The sequence below is a fragment of the Pseudomonas orientalis genome (assembly GCF_001439815.1).
GTDB classification, from domain to species: domain Bacteria; phylum Pseudomonadota; class Gammaproteobacteria; order Pseudomonadales; family Pseudomonadaceae; genus Aquipseudomonas; species Aquipseudomonas orientalis.
This window is the reverse complement of the sequence record NZ_JYLM01000001.1, coordinates 872371-888827: the sequence shown is the minus strand read 5'-3', so window position 1 is coordinate 888827 and position 16457 is coordinate 872371. Positions and strand designations below refer to the sequence as shown.

14 protein-coding genes are annotated in these 16457 nt (G+C 61.2%); all 14 read left to right on the top strand.

Translation table 11 applies throughout. The features are described from left to right. Positions 1–48: 48 nt before the first annotated feature. Positions 49–786 (top strand): secretin N-terminal domain-containing protein, encoded by a 738-nt coding sequence (locus tag TU82_RS03930; protein WP_057721786.1) that lies wholly within the window; start codon positions 49–51, stop codon positions 784–786. A 177-nt stretch (positions 787–963) separates the two neighbouring features. Next, the gene (aceA, locus tag TU82_RS03925; protein ID WP_010458877.1) at positions 964–2289 is read left to right on the top strand and encodes an isocitrate lyase; all 1326 of its coding nucleotides are present in this window, start codon (positions 964–966) and stop codon (positions 2287–2289) included. A gap of 675 nt (positions 2290–2964) precedes the next feature. Next, on the top strand, positions 2965–3378 hold the full coding sequence (locus TU82_RS03920) for an NADH-quinone oxidoreductase subunit A (RefSeq protein WP_003192109.1): 414 nt from the start codon (positions 2965–2967) through the stop codon (positions 3376–3378). Between the two features lie 10 nt (positions 3379–3388). Next, positions 3389–4063: a NuoB/complex I 20 kDa subunit family protein gene (locus tag TU82_RS03915; RefSeq protein ID WP_003174719.1), complete on the top strand. Its 675-nt coding sequence runs from the start codon at positions 3389–3391 to the stop codon at positions 4061–4063. Between the two features lie 71 nt (positions 4064–4134). Further along, a complete protein-coding gene (nuoC, locus tag TU82_RS03910) occupies positions 4135–5919 on the top strand; it encodes an NADH-quinone oxidoreductase subunit C/D (RefSeq protein WP_057721785.1) in 1785 nt (594 codons plus the stop codon). A 2-nt stretch (positions 5920–5921) separates the two neighbouring features. Beyond that, positions 5922–6419, top strand: coding sequence for an NADH-quinone oxidoreductase subunit NuoE (gene nuoE, locus TU82_RS03905; RefSeq protein ID WP_003232080.1), 498 nt, complete (start codon positions 5922–5924; stop codon positions 6417–6419). Next, positions 6416–7774, top strand: coding sequence for an NADH-quinone oxidoreductase subunit NuoF (gene nuoF, locus TU82_RS03900; protein WP_057721784.1), 1359 nt, complete (start codon positions 6416–6418; stop codon positions 7772–7774). The genes nuoE and nuoF overlap by 4 nt, the downstream gene beginning before the upstream one ends. Positions 7775–7911: 137 nt before the next feature. After that, positions 7912–10626: an NADH-quinone oxidoreductase subunit NuoG gene (gene nuoG / locus TU82_RS03895; protein WP_057721783.1), complete on the top strand. Its 2715-nt coding sequence runs from the start codon at positions 7912–7914 to the stop codon at positions 10624–10626. Then, on the top strand, positions 10623–11630 hold the full coding sequence (gene nuoH / locus TU82_RS03890) for an NADH-quinone oxidoreductase subunit NuoH (RefSeq protein WP_057721782.1): 1008 nt from the start codon (positions 10623–10625) through the stop codon (positions 11628–11630). Before nuoG ends, nuoH begins: the two co-directional genes overlap by 4 nt. An 11-nt stretch (positions 11631–11641) precedes the next feature. Continuing rightward, a complete protein-coding gene (gene nuoI, locus TU82_RS03885) occupies positions 11642–12190 on the top strand; it encodes an NADH-quinone oxidoreductase subunit NuoI (protein WP_003174725.1) in 549 nt (182 codons plus the stop codon). Between the two features lie 9 nt (positions 12191–12199). After that, a complete protein-coding gene (gene nuoJ, locus TU82_RS03880; protein WP_057721781.1) occupies positions 12200–12703 on the top strand; it encodes an NADH-quinone oxidoreductase subunit J in 504 nt (167 codons plus the stop codon). A 2-nt stretch (positions 12704–12705) separates the two neighbouring features. After that, positions 12706–13014: an NADH-quinone oxidoreductase subunit NuoK gene (gene nuoK, locus TU82_RS03875; RefSeq protein WP_003174727.1), complete on the top strand. Its 309-nt coding sequence runs from the start codon at positions 12706–12708 to the stop codon at positions 13012–13014. After that, positions 13011–14864 carry an NADH-quinone oxidoreductase subunit L gene (gene nuoL / locus TU82_RS03870; RefSeq protein ID WP_057721780.1) on the top strand — a complete coding sequence of 618 codons (1854 nt, stop codon included), beginning with the start codon at positions 13011–13013 and terminating at the stop codon, positions 14862–14864. Before nuoK ends, nuoL begins: the two co-directional genes overlap by 4 nt. A 55-nt stretch (positions 14865–14919) precedes the next feature. Further along, positions 14920–16452 (top strand): NADH-quinone oxidoreductase subunit M, encoded by a 1533-nt coding sequence (nuoM, locus tag TU82_RS03865; protein WP_010209575.1) that lies wholly within the window; start codon positions 14920–14922, stop codon positions 16450–16452. The last annotated feature ends 5 nt before the right edge of the window (positions 16453–16457 follow it).

The following is a 16457-nucleotide window of genomic DNA, read 5'->3' as shown; positions in this document are numbered from 1 at the left end:
CGACAAACTGGCACTATCCAAGCCAAATGACTCGCAGAGATAACGGACATGTCCCTACGCACCCTGCTCACCGCCATGCTCCTGACCGCCAGCGTCGCGGCCATGGCCGACACCGAAGTGGTCAACCTGAGCAACCGCACCAGCGCCGATCTGCTGCCGGTGGCGCAGAATTTCATCGGCAAGGACGGCACCGTCAGCGCCTATGGCAACCAGCTCATCGTCAACGCGGCGCCGGCAAAGATCGAAGGCCTGCGCGCCCTGCTCTCTCAACTCGACACACCGGCCAAGCGCCTGCTGATCACCGTCGACACCAACGAAAGCAACCAGCAGAACAGCGGCGACAGCCAGACCCGTATCATCAGCTACGGCACCACCAGCCGCGACGGCGGCATCCAGCAGATCCAGGCCAGCGAAGGCGTACCCGCGCTGATCCAGGTCGGCCAAAGCGTACCGCTGACCACCACCCAGCAGGACAGTTACGGACGCTTGCAGAACCAGACCCAGTATCGCAACGTCACCCAGGGCTTCTACGTAACCGCCAGCGTCACCGGCGAGACCGTTCACCTGGCCATCAGTACCAACCGTGACCGCATGAGCCAGGAACGTCCCGATGTAGTGAACGTACAAAGTACCGACACAAGCGTCAGCGGTCGCCTGGGCGAATGGATCCCCCTGGCCGGCATCAATCGTGAGACCCAGGCCGACAAATCCTCTACAACCCGCAGTTACTCTACTCAGGGCCGTGATGACCTGACGGTGCGGGTCAAGGTCGACGCCCTGAACTGAAGCACCGAAAACTGACTGGCGAGTCGTATTAGACCAAAGATGTAGTGCTTTAAAAAAAGCACTACAAAACGTTTGACGACCCCAAAAAGGCTGTGCATGATGGCCTCGCTCCCGCTAATCAGGGGCCCTGGCAAGGGCCTTCGAACCCTACAAGACGCGACGACGAGGTTTATCTACATGGCACTGACACGCGAACAGCAAATTGCAGCCCTTGAAAAAGACTGGGCTGAAAACCCACGCTGGAAAGGCGTGACCCGCGCTTATTCCGCTGCTGACGTCGTCCGCCTGCGTGGCTCGGTGCAACCTGAGCACACCTTTGCAAAACTCGGCGCCGAGAAGCTGTGGAACCTGGTCACCCAAGGTGCCAAGCCGTCCTTCCGTCCCGACAAAGATTTCGTCAACTGCATGGGCGCCCTCACTGGCGGCCAGGCAGTGCAACAGGTAAAAGCCGGTATCCAGGCGATCTACCTGTCCGGCTGGCAAGTGGCAGCGGACAACAACTCCGCTGAATCCATGTACCCCGACCAATCGCTGTACCCGGTGGACTCGGTGCCAACCGTGGTCAAGCGCATCAATAACTCGTTCCGTCGCGCCGACCAGATCCAGTGGAAAGCCGGTAAAGGCCCGGGCGATGAAGGCTACATTGACTACTTCGCGCCGATCGTTGCAGACGCCGAAGCCGGTTTCGGAGGCGTACTCAACGCCTACGAGCTGATGAAGAGCATGATCGAGGCAGGCGCCGCCGGCGTGCACTTCGAAGACCAGTTGGCGTCGGTGAAAAAATGCGGCCACATGGGCGGCAAAGTACTGGTTCCGACCCAGGAAGCCGTGCAGAAGCTGACCGCTGCCCGCCTGGCCGCTGACGTTGCCGGTACGCCGACCATCATCCTGGCGCGCACCGATGCCAACGCGGCCGACCTGCTGACCTCGGACTGCGACCCGTACGACCAGCCGTTCGTGACTGGCGAACGCACCCAGGAAGGCTTCTATAAAGTGCGCGCCGGTCTCGACCAGGCCATCGCCCGCGGCCTGGCCTACGCGCCGTACGCCGACCTGATCTGGTGCGAAACCGCCAAGCCGGACCTGGACGAAGCCCGTCGTTTCGCCGAAGCGATCAAGAAGGAGTACCCGGATCAGCTGCTGTCCTACAACTGCTCGCCTTCCTTCAACTGGAAGAAGAACCTGGACGACGCGACCATCGCCAAGTTCCAGCGCGAGCTGTCCGCCATGGGCTACAAGCACCAGTTCATCACCCTGGCCGGTATTCACAACATGTGGCACAGCATGTTCAACCTGGCGCACGACTACGCCCGCAACGACATGACCGCCTACGTGAAGCTGCAAGAGCAGGAGTTTGCCGACGCATCGAAGGGTTACACCTTCGTGGCGCACCAGCAGGAAGTGGGCACCGGCTACTTCGACGACATGACCACCGTGATCCAGGGCGGCACCTCGTCCGTGACCGCGCTGACCGGTTCGACCGAGGAAGAGCAGTTCCACTGATTGACTGAGTACACGGCCACTGCGGCCCCACGGAAGACCTAACCGCAGTGCCGCACAACAATCACGCCCCGACTGGTTCGGGGCGTTTTTTTGCCTGCCCAAAACCTATTGATGGACTGCTGACTATACTGATGGACTGCTGACTAAATGTGGAAGGGGGCTTGCCCCCGATGGCGGTGGATCAGCAACAGATGTGCTGACTGGCACTCAGCAATCGGGGGCAAGCCCCCTCCCACAAGGGAAATGCATGCAGCCTGAAGATTTGCGCAAAACATTGATCCAGAGCGGTATCTCCCCGGATCAAATCGGTTAAAAGATCCACTCCATCAACTAAGCAACCCTCAACCAAGTAACGGCAACTTCCCCCGCTACACGAGAAACATTCGCTTAAACCCCACGCAAACAATATTCATTATCATTTGGACTGCGAAAACTTCGTTACCACTTAAACAAAACATATTTGATAAAAAGCCCGCTAATGCCCGCCCTGCAAGGGCTACAGCCCCATAAAGGTGCACTATGTGCTTATTCCACCGAATAATTTCGCCACAGGAATTTTACTTGCCCGGTGTTTAGCCATAAAATCACCGCGATTGATTGCAGTGCGACATATCGTCACTGCATCGTGACTTTTTCGAGCTCAGAGACCTTTGCTCTCTGTTAAGGATTACCAGCATGACCGACGCGACAGGACTCATGGCCCACAACTGGGGCTTTGCCATTTTCCTCCTCGGTGTTGTAGGCCTTTGCGCCTTCATGCTCGGCGTCTCCAGCCTCCTCGGGTCAAAAGCCTGGGGCCGCAGCAAAAACGAACCGTTCGAATCCGGCATGCTGCCTACAGGTGGCGCCCGCTTGCGGCTCTCAGCCAAATTCTATCTGGTCGCGATGCTCTTCGTGATCTTCGATATCGAAGCCCTCTTTCTCTTTGCATGGTCTGTGTCCGTCCGCGAAAGCGGCTGGACCGGATTCGTCGAAGCTCTCGTTTTCATAGCAATTCTGTTGGCAGGTCTTGTCTACCTGTTCCGAGTGGGCGCCCTTGACTGGGCGCCGGAAGCTCGTCGCAAGCGGCAGGCGAAGCTGAAACAATGAGGCTTTGGCAATGCAATACAATCTCACCAGGATCGACCCGGATGCTCCTAACGAGCAGTACCCCATCGGCGAACGGGAAACCGTCTCCGACCCGTTAGAAGACCAAGTCCACAAGAACATCTACATGGGCAAGCTGGAAGACGTGCTGAGTGGCGCGGTCAACTGGGGGCGTAAGAACTCCCTGTGGCCGTACAACTTCGGCCTTTCGTGCTGCTACGTGGAAATGACCACCGCCTTCACGGCGCCCCACGACATCGCGCGCTTTGGCGCCGAAGTGATCCGGGCATCACCGCGCCAGGCGGATTTCATGGTTATCGCCGGTACCTGCTTTATCAAGATGGCGCCGATCATCCAGCGTCTCTATGAGCAAATGCTCGAACCGAAATGGGTGATCTCCATGGGTTCGTGCGCCAACTCCGGTGGCATGTACGACATCTACTCCGTCGTTCAAGGGGTGGACAAGTTCCTGCCCGTGGACGTCTACGTGCCTGGCTGCCCGCCCCGCCCCGAAGCATTCCTGCAAGGCTTGATGCTGTTGCAGGAATCGATCGGCAAGGAGCGTCGCCCGCTGTCCTGGGTCGTCGGCGATCAAGGCGTGTACCGCGCCGAGATGCCGTCCCAGAAGGAACAGCGCCGCGAACAGAGAATCGCAGTCACCAACCTGCGCAGCCCCGACGAAGTCTGATCCAGCCCGCTTCTTTTATAGAACGAAAACCTGGCTTCATTCTTTACGTTGACCGAAAGCGATAAAAAACCATGACTACAGGCAGTGCTCTGTATATCCCGCCTTACAAGGCAGACGACCAGGATGTGGTTGTCGAACTCAATAACCGTTTTGGCCCTGACGCCTTCACCGCCCAGGCCACGCGCACCGGTATGCCGGTGCTGTGGGTGGCGCGTGCCAGGCTTGTCGAAGTCCTGAGCTTCCTGCGCAACCTGCCCAAGCCGTACGTCATGCTTTATGACCTGCATGGCGTGGACGAGCGTCTGCGCACCAAGCGCCAGGGCCTGCCGAGCGGCGCCGATTTCACCGTGTTCTACCACTTGATGTCGCTGGAACGTAACAGCGACGTGATGATCAAGGTCGCGCTGAGCGAGAGCGACCTGAGCGTTCCGACCGTGACCGGTATCTGGCCGAACGCCAGCTGGTACGAGCGTGAAGTCTGGGACATGTTCGGTATCGACTTCCCGGGCCACCCGCACCTGACGCGCATCATGATGCCGCCGACCTGGGAAGGTCATCCGCTGCGCAAGGACTACCCTGCCCGCGCCACCGAATTCGACCCGTTCAGCCTGACCCTCGCCAAGCAGCAGCTTGAAGAAGAGGCCGCGCGCTTCCGTCCGGAAGACTGGGGCATGAAGCGTTCCGGCACCAACGAGGACTACATGTTCCTCAACCTGGGCCCGAACCACCCTTCGGCCCACGGTGCCTTCCGTATCATCCTGCAACTGGACGGCGAAGAAATCGTCGACTGCGTCCCGGACATCGGCTACCACCACCGTGGCGCCGAGAAGATGGCCGAGCGTCAGTCCTGGCACAGCTTCATCCCCTACACCGACCGTATCGACTACCTCGGCGGCGTGATGAACAACCTGCCGTACGTGCTCTCGGTCGAGAAGCTGGCCGGTATCAAGGTGCCGGACCGCGTCGACACCATCCGCATCATGATGGCCGAGTTCTTCCGCATCACCAGCCACCTGCTGTTCCTGGGTACCTATATCCAGGACGTGGGCGCCATGACGCCGGTGTTCTTCACGTTCACCGACCGCCAGCGCGCCTACAAGGTCATCGAAGCCGTCACCGGTTTCCGCCTGCACCCGGCCTGGTACCGCATCGGCGGTGTGGCCCACGACCTGCCTAACGGTTGGGAGCGCCTGGTCAAGGAATTCATCGACTGGATGCCCAAGCGTCTGGACGAGTATCAGAAGGCCGCGCTGGACAACAGCATCCTCAAGGGCCGTACCATCGGCGTCGCGCAGTACAACACCAAAGAGGCCCTGGAATGGGGCGTCACCGGTGCCGGCCTGCGTTCTACCGGCTGCGATTTCGACCTGCGTAAAGCGCGCCCCTACTCCGGCTACCAGAACTTCGAATTCGAAGTCCCGCTGGCGGCCAATGGCGATGCCTACGACCGTTGCATCGTGCGCGTCGAAGAAATGCGCCAGAGCCTGAAGATCATCGAACAGTGCATGCGCAACATGCCGGCAGGCCCGTACAAGGCGGATCACCCGCTGACCACGCCGCCGCCCAAAGAGCGCACGCTGCAGCACATCGAAACCCTGATCACGCACTTCCTGCAAGTCTCGTGGGGCCCGGTGATGCCGGCCAACGAGTCCTTCCAGATGATTGAAGCGACCAAGGGCATCAACAGTTATTACCTGACGAGCGACGGCGGCACCATGAGCTACCGCACCCGGATTCGCACCCCAAGCTTCCCGCACTTGCAGCAGATCCCTTCGGTGATCAAAGGCGAGATGGTCGCGGACTTGATTGCGTACCTGGGTAGTATCGATTTCGTTATGGCCGACGTGGACCGCTAAGCATGAACAGCACGCTTATCCAGACAGACCGTTTCACCCTGAGTGAAACCGAGCGCTCGGCCATCGAGCACGAGCTGCATCACTACGAAGACCCGCGCGCGGCGTCGATCGAAGCCTTGAAGATCGTCCAGAAGGAACGTGGCTGGGTGCCGGACGGCGCCCTCTACGCCATCGGCGAAATCCTCGGCATCCCGGCCAGCGACGTTGAAGGCGTGGCCACGTTCTACAGCCAGATCTTCCGCCAGCCGGTGGGCCGCCACATCATTCGCGTGTGCGACAGCATGGTCTGCTACATCGGTGGTCACGAGTCCGTGGTCAGCGAAATCCAGGCCAAACTGGGCATCGGCCTTGGCCAGACCACCGCAGACGGGCGTTTCACGCTGCTGCCGGTGTGCTGCCTGGGCAACTGCGACAAGGCGCCGGCGTTGATGATCGACGACGACACATTCGGTGACGTCCAGCCTGCTGGCGTGACCCAATTGCTCGAGGGCTACCCATGACCCTGACTTCTTTCGGCCCGGCCAACCTGATCAAGCGTTCGGCCGAGACTCACCCGCTGACCTGGCGCCTGCGTGACGACGCCGAGCCCGTGTGGCTCGACGAATACCAGGCCAAGAACGGTTACGCCGCTGCGCGCAAAGCCTTCGCCGACATGGCCCAGGACGACATCGTCCAGACCGTGAAAGACGCCGGCCTCAAAGGCCGTGGCGGTGCAGGCTTCCCCACGGGCGTGAAGTGGGGCCTGATGCCCAAGGACGAATCCATCAACATCCGCTACCTTTTGTGCAACGCGGACGAAATGGAGCCCAATACCTGGAAAGACCGCATGCTGATGGAGCAACTGCCCCATCTGCTGATCGAAGGCATGCTGATCAGCGCCCGTGCGCTGAAAACCTACCGGGGCTACATCTTCCTGCGCGGCGAATACACCACCGCCGCCAAGCACCTCAACCGTGCGGTGGCCGAAGCCAAGGCCGCAGGCCTGCTGGGCAAGAACATCCTCGGTTCCGGCTTTGACTTCGAACTGTTCGTGCACACCGGCGCCGGGCGTTATATCTGCGGTGAAGAAACCGCACTGATCAACTCCCTCGAAGGCCGCCGCGCCAACCCGCGCTCCAAGCCGCCCTTCCCCGCCGCCGTGGGCGTGTGGGGCAAGCCGACCTGCGTGAACAACGTCGAGACCCTGTGCAACGTGCCGGCGATCATCGCCGACGGCGTGGACTGGTACAAATCGTTGGCCCGTGAAGGCAGTGAAGACATGGGCACCAAGCTCATGGGCTTCTCCGGCAAGGTCAAGAACCCTGGCCTGTGGGAACTGCCATTTGGCGTGACCGCACGCGAGCTGTTCGAGGACTACGCCGGCGGCATGCGCGACGGCTACACCTTGAAAGCCTGGCAGCCAGGCGGCGCGGGCACCGGTTTCCTGCTGCCCGAGCACCTCGACGCACAAATGTATGCCGGCGGCATCGGCAAAGTGGGCACCCGCATGGGTACCGGCCTGGCGATGGCGGTCGACAACACGGTGAACATGGTCTCGCTGCTGCGCAACATGGAGCAGTTCTTTGCCCGTGAGTCCTGCGGTTTCTGCACCCCATGCCGCGACGGCCTGCCGTGGAGCGTCAAGCTGTTGATGGCGCTGGAAAACGGCGAAGGCCGCGAGGGTGACATCGAAACCCTGCTCGGGCTGGTCAATTTTCTCGGCCCTGGCAAGACCTTCTGTGCTCACGCACCGGGCGCCGTGGAGCCACTGGGCAGCGCAATCAAATACTTCCGCCCTGAATTCGAGGCCGGCATCGCGCCAACGCGAGCGGGCGAGCTCACTCAGGTGGTAACGCCGACCATGGTCGGCGCGTAACGCTTCAAGGAAGCGAAGGGTCCGTGCCCTTCGCCTCTCTCATGTGCTGACGCCTTGATGGCTGTGTAGATGCACATGAATAACAAGATTCCATTAGCCACGCCCGCTGACAACGGGCCAACGAAGAACTTTGAACCATGGCCACTATCCACGTAGACGGCAAAGCGCTCGAAGTCGATGGGGCGGACAACCTGTTACAGGCATGTCTGTCACTCGGCCTCGACATCCCGTATTTCTGCTGGCACCCCGCGCTTGGTAGCGTCGGTGCCTGTCGCCAGTGTGCGGTCAAGCAGTACACCGACGAGAACGACACCCGTGGTCGTATCGTCATGTCGTGCATGACCCCAGCCACCGACAACACCTGGATCTCCATCGACGATGACGAATCCAAGGCGTTCCGCGCCAGTGTCGTCGAATGGCTGATGACCAACCATCCCCACGACTGCCCGGTCTGTGAGGAAGGCGGTCACTGCCACCTGCAAGACATGACGGTGATGACTGGCCACAACGAGCGCCGTTATCGCTTCACCAAGCGCACCCACCAGAACCAGCAACTGGGCCCGTTCATTTCCCACGAGATGAACCGCTGCATCGCCTGCTACCGCTGCGTGCGCTTCTATAAGGACTACGCCGGCGGCACCGACCTCGGCGTGTTCGGCGCCCATGACAACGTGTACTTCGGTCGCGTTGAAGACGGCGTGCTCGAAAGCGAGTTCTCCGGCAACCTCACCGAGGTCTGCCCGACCGGTGTATTCACCGACAAGACCCACTCCGAGCGCTACAACCGCAAGTGGGACATGCAATTCGCCCCGAGCATCTGCCATGGCTGCTCCAGCGGTTGCAACATCTCCCCGGGCGAGCGCTACGGTGAACTGCGCCGTATCGAAAACCGCTTCAACGGTTCGGTCAACCAGTACTTCCTATGCGACCGTGGCCGTTTCGGCTACGGCTACGTCAACCGCGAAGACCGCCCGCGCCAACCGCTGCTGGCCGATGGCGCCAAGCTGAGCCTGGACGCCGCGCTGGACAAGGCCGCCGACCTGCTGCGTGGCCGTAACATCGTCGGGATCGGCTCGCCACGTGCCAGCCTCGAAAGCAACTTCGCGTTGCGCGAGCTGGTCGGCGCCGAGCACTTCTACAGCGGCATCGAAGCCGCAGAGCTGGAGCGCATCCGCCTGGTTCTGCAAGTGCTCAATGACAGCCCGCTGCCCGTGCCGAACATGCGCGACATCGAAGACCACGACGCGATTTTCGTGTTGGGTGAAGACCTGACCCAGACCGCCGCACGTATCGCGCTGTCGCTGCGCCAGTCGGTCAAAGGCAAGGCCGAAGACATGGCCGACGCCATGCGCGTTCAGCCTTGGCTCGACGCGGCGGTGAAGAACATCGGCCAGCACGCGCTGAACCCGCTGTTTATCGCAAGCCTGGCTGAAACCAAGCTCGACGATATCGCCGAAGAATGCGTACACGCGGCGCCGGACGACCTGGCCCGCCTCGGTTTCGCCGTGGCTCACGCCCTGGACGCCAGCGCACCGGCAGTCGAAGGTTTGGACACTGAAGCCGTTGAACTGGCCCAGCGTATCGCCGACGCCCTGCTGGCCGCCAAGCGCCCATTGATCATCGCCGGTACCTCGTTGGGTTCCAAGGCGCTGATCGAAGCCGCCGCCAACATCGCCAAGGCCCTGAAGCTGCGCGACAAGAACGGTTCCATCAGCCTGGTGGTGCCGGAAGCCAACAGCCTGGGCCTGGCCATGCTCGGCGGCGAGTCCGTGGACGCAGCCCTGCAAGCGGTGATCGACGGCACTGCCGACGCCATCGTGGTGCTGGAAAACGACCTGTACACCCGCCTCGACGCGGCCAAGGTCGACGCTGCGCTGAACGCGACCAAGGTGCTGATCGTCGCCGACCACCAGAAGACCGCCACCAGCGAGCGTGCCGACCTGGTGTTGCCGGCGGCGACCTTCGCCGAAGGCGACGGTACCCTGGTCAGCCAGGAAGGCCGCGCCCAGCGCTTCTTCCAAGTGTTCGATCCGAAATACATGGACGCCGGCATCCTGGTGCACGAAGGCTGGCGCTGGCTGCATGCCCTGCGCGCGACCTTGCTGAACCAGCCGATCGACTGGACCCAGCTCGACCACGTGACTGCCGCCACCGCCGCCAGCGCGCCGCAGCTGGCACGCATCGTCGATGCCGCACCGTCCGCTTCGTTTCGCATCAAGGGCCTGAAACTGGCCCGTGAGCCGCTGCGTTATTCCGGTCGCACCGCCATGCGCGCCGACATCAGCGTGCATGAACCGCGTACCCCGCAGGACAACGACACCGCGTTCGCCTTTTCCATGGAAGGTTACTCGGGTTCGGTCGAACCGCGTCAGCAGGTGCCGTTTGCCTGGTCGCCGGGCTGGAACTCGCCGCAGGCCTGGAACAAGTTCCAGGACGAAGTCGGTGGTCACATACGCGCCGGCGACCCGGGCACCCGCCTGATCGAAAGCAGCGGCGACTCGCTGAACTGGTTCGCTGCGGTACCGCGTCCGTTCAACCCGGCGCCGGGCACCTGGCAGGTCGTGCCGTTCTTCCACCTGTTCGGCAGCGAAGAAACCTCTTCCAAGGCCGCGCCGGTGCAAGAGCGCATTCCTGCCGCCTACGTGTCGGTCGCCAAGTCCGAAGCCGACCGCCTGGGCGTCAACGACGGTGCCCTGCTCAGCCTCAACGTGGCCGGCCAGACCCTGCGTCTGCCGCTGCGTATCAATGACGAGCTGGGTGCCGGCCTGGTTGCACTGCCTAAAGGCATCGCCGGTATTCCGCCTGCCATTTTCGGCAAAACCGTTGATGGTCTGCAGGAGGCAGCGCAATGACTTGGTTCACGCCGGAAGTAATTGACGTGATCATCTCGGTGGTCAAGGCCATCGTGATCCTGTTGGCCGTGGTCGTCGCGGGCGCCCTGCTCAGCTTCGTCGAACGTCGCCTGTTGGGCTGGTGGCAGGACCGTTACGGTCCGAACCGCGTTGGCCCGTTCGGCATGTTCCAGATCGCCGCCGACATGCTGAAGATGTTCTTCAAGGAAGACTGGACGCCGCCGTTTGCCGACAAGGTGATCTTCACCCTGGCGCCGGTGGTGGCCATGAGCGCCTTGCTGATCGCCTTTGCCGTCATCCCGATCACCCCGACCTGGGGCGTGGCGGACCTGAACATCGGCTTGCTGTTCTTCTTCGCCATGGCCGGTTTGTCGGTGTACGCCGTGCTGTTCGCCGGTTGGTCGAGCAACAACAAGTTCGCCCTGCTGGGCAGCTTGCGTGCCTCGGCGCAAACCGTATCCTATGAAGTGTTCATGGGGTTGGCGCTGATGGGCATCGTGGTGCAGGTCGGCTCGTTCAACATGCGCGATATCGTCGAGTACCAGGCGCAGAACCTGTGGTTCATCATTCCGCAGTTCTTCGGCTTCTGTACCTTCTTCATCGCGGGCGTCGCCGTGACTCACCGTCACCCGTTCGACCAGCCGGAAGCGGAACAGGAACTGGCCGACGGTTACCACATTGAATATGCCGGCATGAAGTGGGGCATGTTCTTCGTCGGTGAGTACATCGGCATCATCTTGATCTCGGCCCTGCTGGTCACGCTGTTCTTCGGCGGCTGGCACGGTCCGTTCGGCATCCTGCCGCAGTTGGCGTTCTTCTGGTTCTTCCTGAAGACCGCGTTCTTCATCATGTTGTTTATCCTGCTGCGCGCTTCCATTCCGCGTCCACGATACGACCAGGTGATGGATTTCAGCTGGCGCTTCTGCCTGCCGCTGACCCTGATCAATTTGCTGGTGACCGCTGCCGTTGTGTTGTTGAACACGCCAGCGGGCGCGGTTCAGTGAGGATTTGACCCATGTTCAAATATATTGGCGACATCGTTAAGGGTACCGGTACCCAATTGCGAAGCCTGGTGATGGTGTTCGGTCACGGCTTTCGCAAACGCGACACCCTGCAATACCCGGAAGAAGCGGTGTACCTGCCGCCGCGCTATCGCGGCCGTATCGTGCTGACCCGCGACCCCGATGGCGAAGAGCGTTGCGTTGCCTGCAACCTGTGCGCCGTGGCGTGTCCGGTGGGTTGCATCTCCCTGCAGAAAGCTGAAACCGAAGACGGTCGCTGGTACCCGGACTTCTTCCGCATCAACTTCTCGCGCTGCATTTTCTGCGGCCTCTGCGAGGAAGCCTGCCCGACCACCGCGATCCAGCTCACGCCGGATTTCGAGATGGCCGAGTTCAAACGTCAGGACCTGGTGTACGAGAAGGAAGATCTGCTGATCTCCGGTCCCGGTAAAAACCCTGATTACAACTTCTATCGTGTTGCAGGTATGGCCGTTGCGGGCAAGCCGAAAGGCGCCGCACAAAACGAAGCCGAGCCGATCAACGTGAAGAGCTTGCTGCCTTAAGGAAGAAAGATGGAATTCGCTTTCTATTTCGCATCGGGTATTGCAGTGGTGTCCACGCTTCGCGTGATCACCAACACCAACCCCGTGCACGCCCTGCTCTACCTGATCATTTCGCTGATCGCCGTGGCCATGACCTTTTTCGCACTCGGCGCACCGTTCGCCGGTGTGCTGGAAGTGATCGCCTACGCCGGCGCCATCATGGTGCTGTTCGTGTTTGTGGTGATGATGCTCAACCTGGGGCCGGCTTCGGTCGCCCAGGAGCGCGTCTGGCTCAAGCCCGGCATCTGGCTCGGCCCGGTTGTCCTCGCAGCATTGCTGCTGGGTGAACTGCTGTATGTGCTGTTCGCTCACCAGAGCGGCCAGGCCATCGGCCACACCACCGTGGACGCGAAAGCCGTGGGCATCAGCCTGTTCGGCCCGTACCTGCTGGTGGTCGAACTGGCTTCGATGCTGCTGCTCGCCGCAGCCATCACCGCCTTCCACTTGGGCCGCAACGAAGCCAAGGAGCAATGACGATGCCTGCTATCCCCTTGGAGCATGGTCTGGCGGTCGCCGGCATCCTGTTCTGCCTTGGCCTGGTCGGCCTGATGGTGCGCCGTAACATTCTGTTCGTGTTGATGAGCCTGGAAATCATGATGAACGCTGCGGCACTGGCGTTCATCGTGGCAGGCGCACGTTGGGGCCAGCCGGATGGACAAGTCATGTTCATCCTGGTGATCAGCCTGGCAGCCGCCGAAGCCAGTATTGGCCTGGCGATCCTGCTGCAGCTGTACCGTCGCTTCCACACGCTTGATATCGACGCTGCCAGTGAGATGCGCGGATGAACATGATCTTTCTGACTTTCGTATTTCCCCTGATCGGTTTCCTGCTGCTGTCGTTCTCCCGTGGACGCTGGTCGGAAAACCTCTCGGCCCTGATCGGCGTTGGCTCGATTGGCCTGTCGGCGATCGTGGCCGCCTACGTCATCTGGCAATTCAACGTGGCGCCGCCCGAAGGCGGTCACTACACCCTGGTGCTGTGGCAATGGATGTCGGTGGAAGGCTTCAAGCCCAACTTCGCCCTCTATGTCGACGGCCTGTCGATCACCATGCTCGGCGTGGTGGTGGGTGTGGGCTTTTTGATCCACCTGTTCGCGTCCTGGTACATGCGTGGTGAAGCGGGCTACTCGCGCTTCTTCTCGTACACCAACCTGTTTATCGCCAGCATGCTGTTCCTGGTGCTCGGCGATAACCTGTTGTTCCTGTACTTCGGCTGGGAAGGCGTGGGCCTGTGCTCGTACCTGTTGATCGGTTTCTACTACAGCAACCGCAATAACGGCAACGCCGCGCTCAAGGCGTTTATCGTCACGCGCATCGGCGACGTGTTCATGGCCATCGGCCTGTTCATCCTGTTCCAACAGGTGGGCACGCTGAACATCCAGGAACTGCTGGTGCTGGCACCGCAGAAATTCCAGGTCGGCGACTTCTGGATCACCCTGGCGACCCTGATGCTGCTGGGTGGCGCCGTCGGTAAATCGGCGCAACTGCCGCTGCAGACCTGGCTGGCGGATGCGATGGCCGGCCCTACCCCGGTGTCGGCACTGATCCACGCCGCGACCATGGTGACCGCCGGTGTCTACCTGATCGCGCGTACCCACGGCCTGTTCACCCTGGCGCCGGATATCCTGCACCTGGTGGGCGTGGTCGGTGGCGTGACCCTGGTACTGGCCGGCTTCGCCGCGCTGGTGCAGACCGACATCAAGCGGATCCTCGCCTACTCGACCATGAGCCAGATCGGCTACATGTTCCTGGCCCTGGGCGTGGGTGCCTGGGACGCGGCGATTTTCCACCTGATGACCCACGCCTTCTTCAAGGCGCTGCTGTTCCTCGCTTCCGGTGCGGTGATCGTGGCCTGCCACCATGAGCAGAACATCTTCAAGATGGGCGGCCTGTGGAAGAAACTGCCGCTGGCCTACGCCAGCTTCATCGTCGGTGGCGCCGCCCTCGCCGCCCTGCCGTTGGTGACCGCCGGTTTCTACTCCAAGGACGAAATCCTCTGGGAAGCCTTCGCCAGCGGTAACCAGAACCTGCTCTACGCAGGCCTGGTGGGTGCGTTCATGACCTCGCTGTACACCTTCCGTCTGATCTTCATCACCTTCCACGGTGAAGCCAAGACCGAAGCGCACGCAGGCCACGGCATCTCCCACTGGCTGCCGCTGTCGGTGCTGATCGTGCTGTCGACCTTCATCGGCGCCCTGATCACCCCGCCACTGGCCGGTGTGCTGCCTGAAAGCGTCGGCCATGCCGGCGGCGCGGACAAGCACAGCCTGGAAATCGCCTCGGGTGCCATCGCCATTGCCGGTATCCTGCTCGCGGCCCTGCTGTTCCTCGGCAAGCGTCGCTTCGTGACGGCGGTTGCCAACAGTGGCATCGGGCGCTTCCTGTCGGCCTGGTGGTTCGCCGCCTGGGGCTTTGATTGGCTCTACGACAAATTGTTCGTCAAGCCTTACCTCGCCATCAGCCATGTACTGCGTAAAGATCCGCTCGACCAGACCATCGGTTTGATCCCGCGTGCCGCCAAGGCCGGTCACACCGCCCTGAGCCGCAGCGAGACCGGGCAATTGCGTTGGTATGCAGCTTCAATGGCGGCGGGTGCCGTCCTGGTGATCGGCGCCATCGTCGTGGTAGCGGTCTGACTATGTTTAAGTGCACTGCGTACTTTGCGAACTTGCGAAAGGAAACGAGCCCGTCATGATTCTGCCCTGGCTAATCCTGATCCCCTTTATCGGCGGCCTGCTCTGCTGGATGGGTGAACGCTTCGGCGCCACCCTCCCCCGCTGGATTGCGTTGCTGACCATGTCCCTGGAACTTGCGCTCGGCCTCTGGCTGTGGGCCCACGGTGACTATTCATTCGCTCCGGCACCGGGCGTCGATCCGACCTTCGCGCTTGAATTCAAGCACGTGTGGATCCAGCGCTTCGGCATCAACGTGCACCTGGCCCTCGACGGCCTGTCGCTGTTGATGATCCTGTTGACCGGCCTGCTGGGTATCCTCTCGGTACTCTGCTCGTGGAAAGAGATCCAGCGTCACGTGGGCTTCTTCCACCTGAACCTGATGTGGATCCTGGGCGGCGTTGTCGGCGTGTTCCTGGCGCTGGACCTGTTCATGTTCTTCTTCTTCTGGGAAATGATGCTGGTGCCGATGTACTTCCTCATCGCGCTCTGGGGTCACAGTTCTTCGGACGGCAAGAAAACCCGGATCTACGCGGCGACCAAGTTCTTCATCTTCACCCAGGCTTCCGGCCTGATCATGTTGGTGGCGATCCTGGGCCTGGTACTGGTCAACTTCAACAACACCGGCGTGATTACCTTCAACTACGCCGACCTGTTGAAGACCAAGATGTCCCTGACCACCGAGTACATCCTGATGTTGGGCTTCTTCATCGCGTTCGCGGTGAAGCTGCCGGTGGTGCCGTTCCACTCCTGGCTGCCTGACGCTCACGCCCAGGCGCCGACTGCCGGCTCCGTGGACCTGGCCGGTATCCTGCTGAAAACCGCTGCCTACGGCCTGCTGCGTTTCGCCCTGCCGCTGTTCCCGAATGCCTCGGCCGAATTTGCGCCGATCGCCATGACCTTGGGTCTGATCGGGATCTTCTACGGTGCGTTCCTGGCTTTCGCCCAAACCGACATCAAGCGCCTGATTGCCTTCTCGTCCGTTTCCCACATGGGTTTCGTACTGATCGGCATCTACTCCGGCAGCCAACTGGCGCTGCAAGGCGCGGTGATCCAGATGTTGGCCCACGGTGTGTCGGCCGCTGCGCTGTTTATCCTCAGTGGCCAGCTGTATGAGCGCCTGCATACCCGTGACATGCGTGAAATGGGTGGCGTGTGGTCGCGCATCGCGTACCTGCCGGCGATCAGCCTGTTCTTCGCCGCCGCGTCCCTGGGCTTGCCGGGTACCGGTAACTTCATCGGCGAGTTCCTGATCCTGATGGGTGCCTTCGTGCAAACGCCGTGGATCAGCGCCATTGCCACCTCCGGCCTGGTGTTCGGTTCGGTCTACTCGCTGATCATGATCCACCGCGCCTACTTCGGCCCGGCCAAGTCCGACACCGTCCTGCAAGGGATGGATGCTCGCGAACTGATCATGGTGCTCGGCCTTGCGGTATTGCTGATCTACATCGGCGTATACCCGCAACCGTTCCTGGACACTTCTGCCGCGACGATGCATGGCGTGCAGCAGTGGTTCGGCACCGCCTTCTCTCAACTCGCTTCGGCCCGGTAAGAGCG

Coding starts and splice junctions, on each gene's coding strand:
- TU82_RS03930 (WP_057721786.1), top strand. CDS start 49: ATGTCCCTACGCACCCTGCTCACCGCCATGCTCCTGACCGCCAGCGTC.
- aceA (WP_010458877.1), top strand. CDS start 964: ATGGCACTGACACGCGAACAGCAAATTGCAGCCCTTGAAAAAGACTGG.
- TU82_RS03920 (WP_003192109.1), top strand. CDS start 2,965: ATGACCGACGCGACAGGACTCATGGCCCACAACTGGGGCTTTGCCATT.
- TU82_RS03915 (WP_003174719.1), top strand. CDS start 3,389: ATGCAATACAATCTCACCAGGATCGACCCGGATGCTCCTAACGAGCAG.
- nuoC (WP_057721785.1), top strand. CDS start 4,135: ATGACTACAGGCAGTGCTCTGTATATCCCGCCTTACAAGGCAGACGAC.
- nuoE (WP_003232080.1), top strand. CDS start 5,922: ATGAACAGCACGCTTATCCAGACAGACCGTTTCACCCTGAGTGAAACC.
- nuoF (WP_057721784.1), top strand. CDS start 6,416: ATGACCCTGACTTCTTTCGGCCCGGCCAACCTGATCAAGCGTTCGGCC.
- nuoG (WP_057721783.1), top strand. CDS start 7,912: ATGGCCACTATCCACGTAGACGGCAAAGCGCTCGAAGTCGATGGGGCG.
- nuoH (WP_057721782.1), top strand. CDS start 10,623: ATGACTTGGTTCACGCCGGAAGTAATTGACGTGATCATCTCGGTGGTC.
- nuoI (WP_003174725.1), top strand. CDS start 11,642: ATGTTCAAATATATTGGCGACATCGTTAAGGGTACCGGTACCCAATTG.
- nuoJ (WP_057721781.1), top strand. CDS start 12,200: ATGGAATTCGCTTTCTATTTCGCATCGGGTATTGCAGTGGTGTCCACG.
- nuoK (WP_003174727.1), top strand. CDS start 12,706: ATGCCTGCTATCCCCTTGGAGCATGGTCTGGCGGTCGCCGGCATCCTG.
- nuoL (WP_057721780.1), top strand. CDS start 13,011: ATGAACATGATCTTTCTGACTTTCGTATTTCCCCTGATCGGTTTCCTG.
- nuoM (WP_010209575.1), top strand. CDS start 14,920: ATGATTCTGCCCTGGCTAATCCTGATCCCCTTTATCGGCGGCCTGCTC.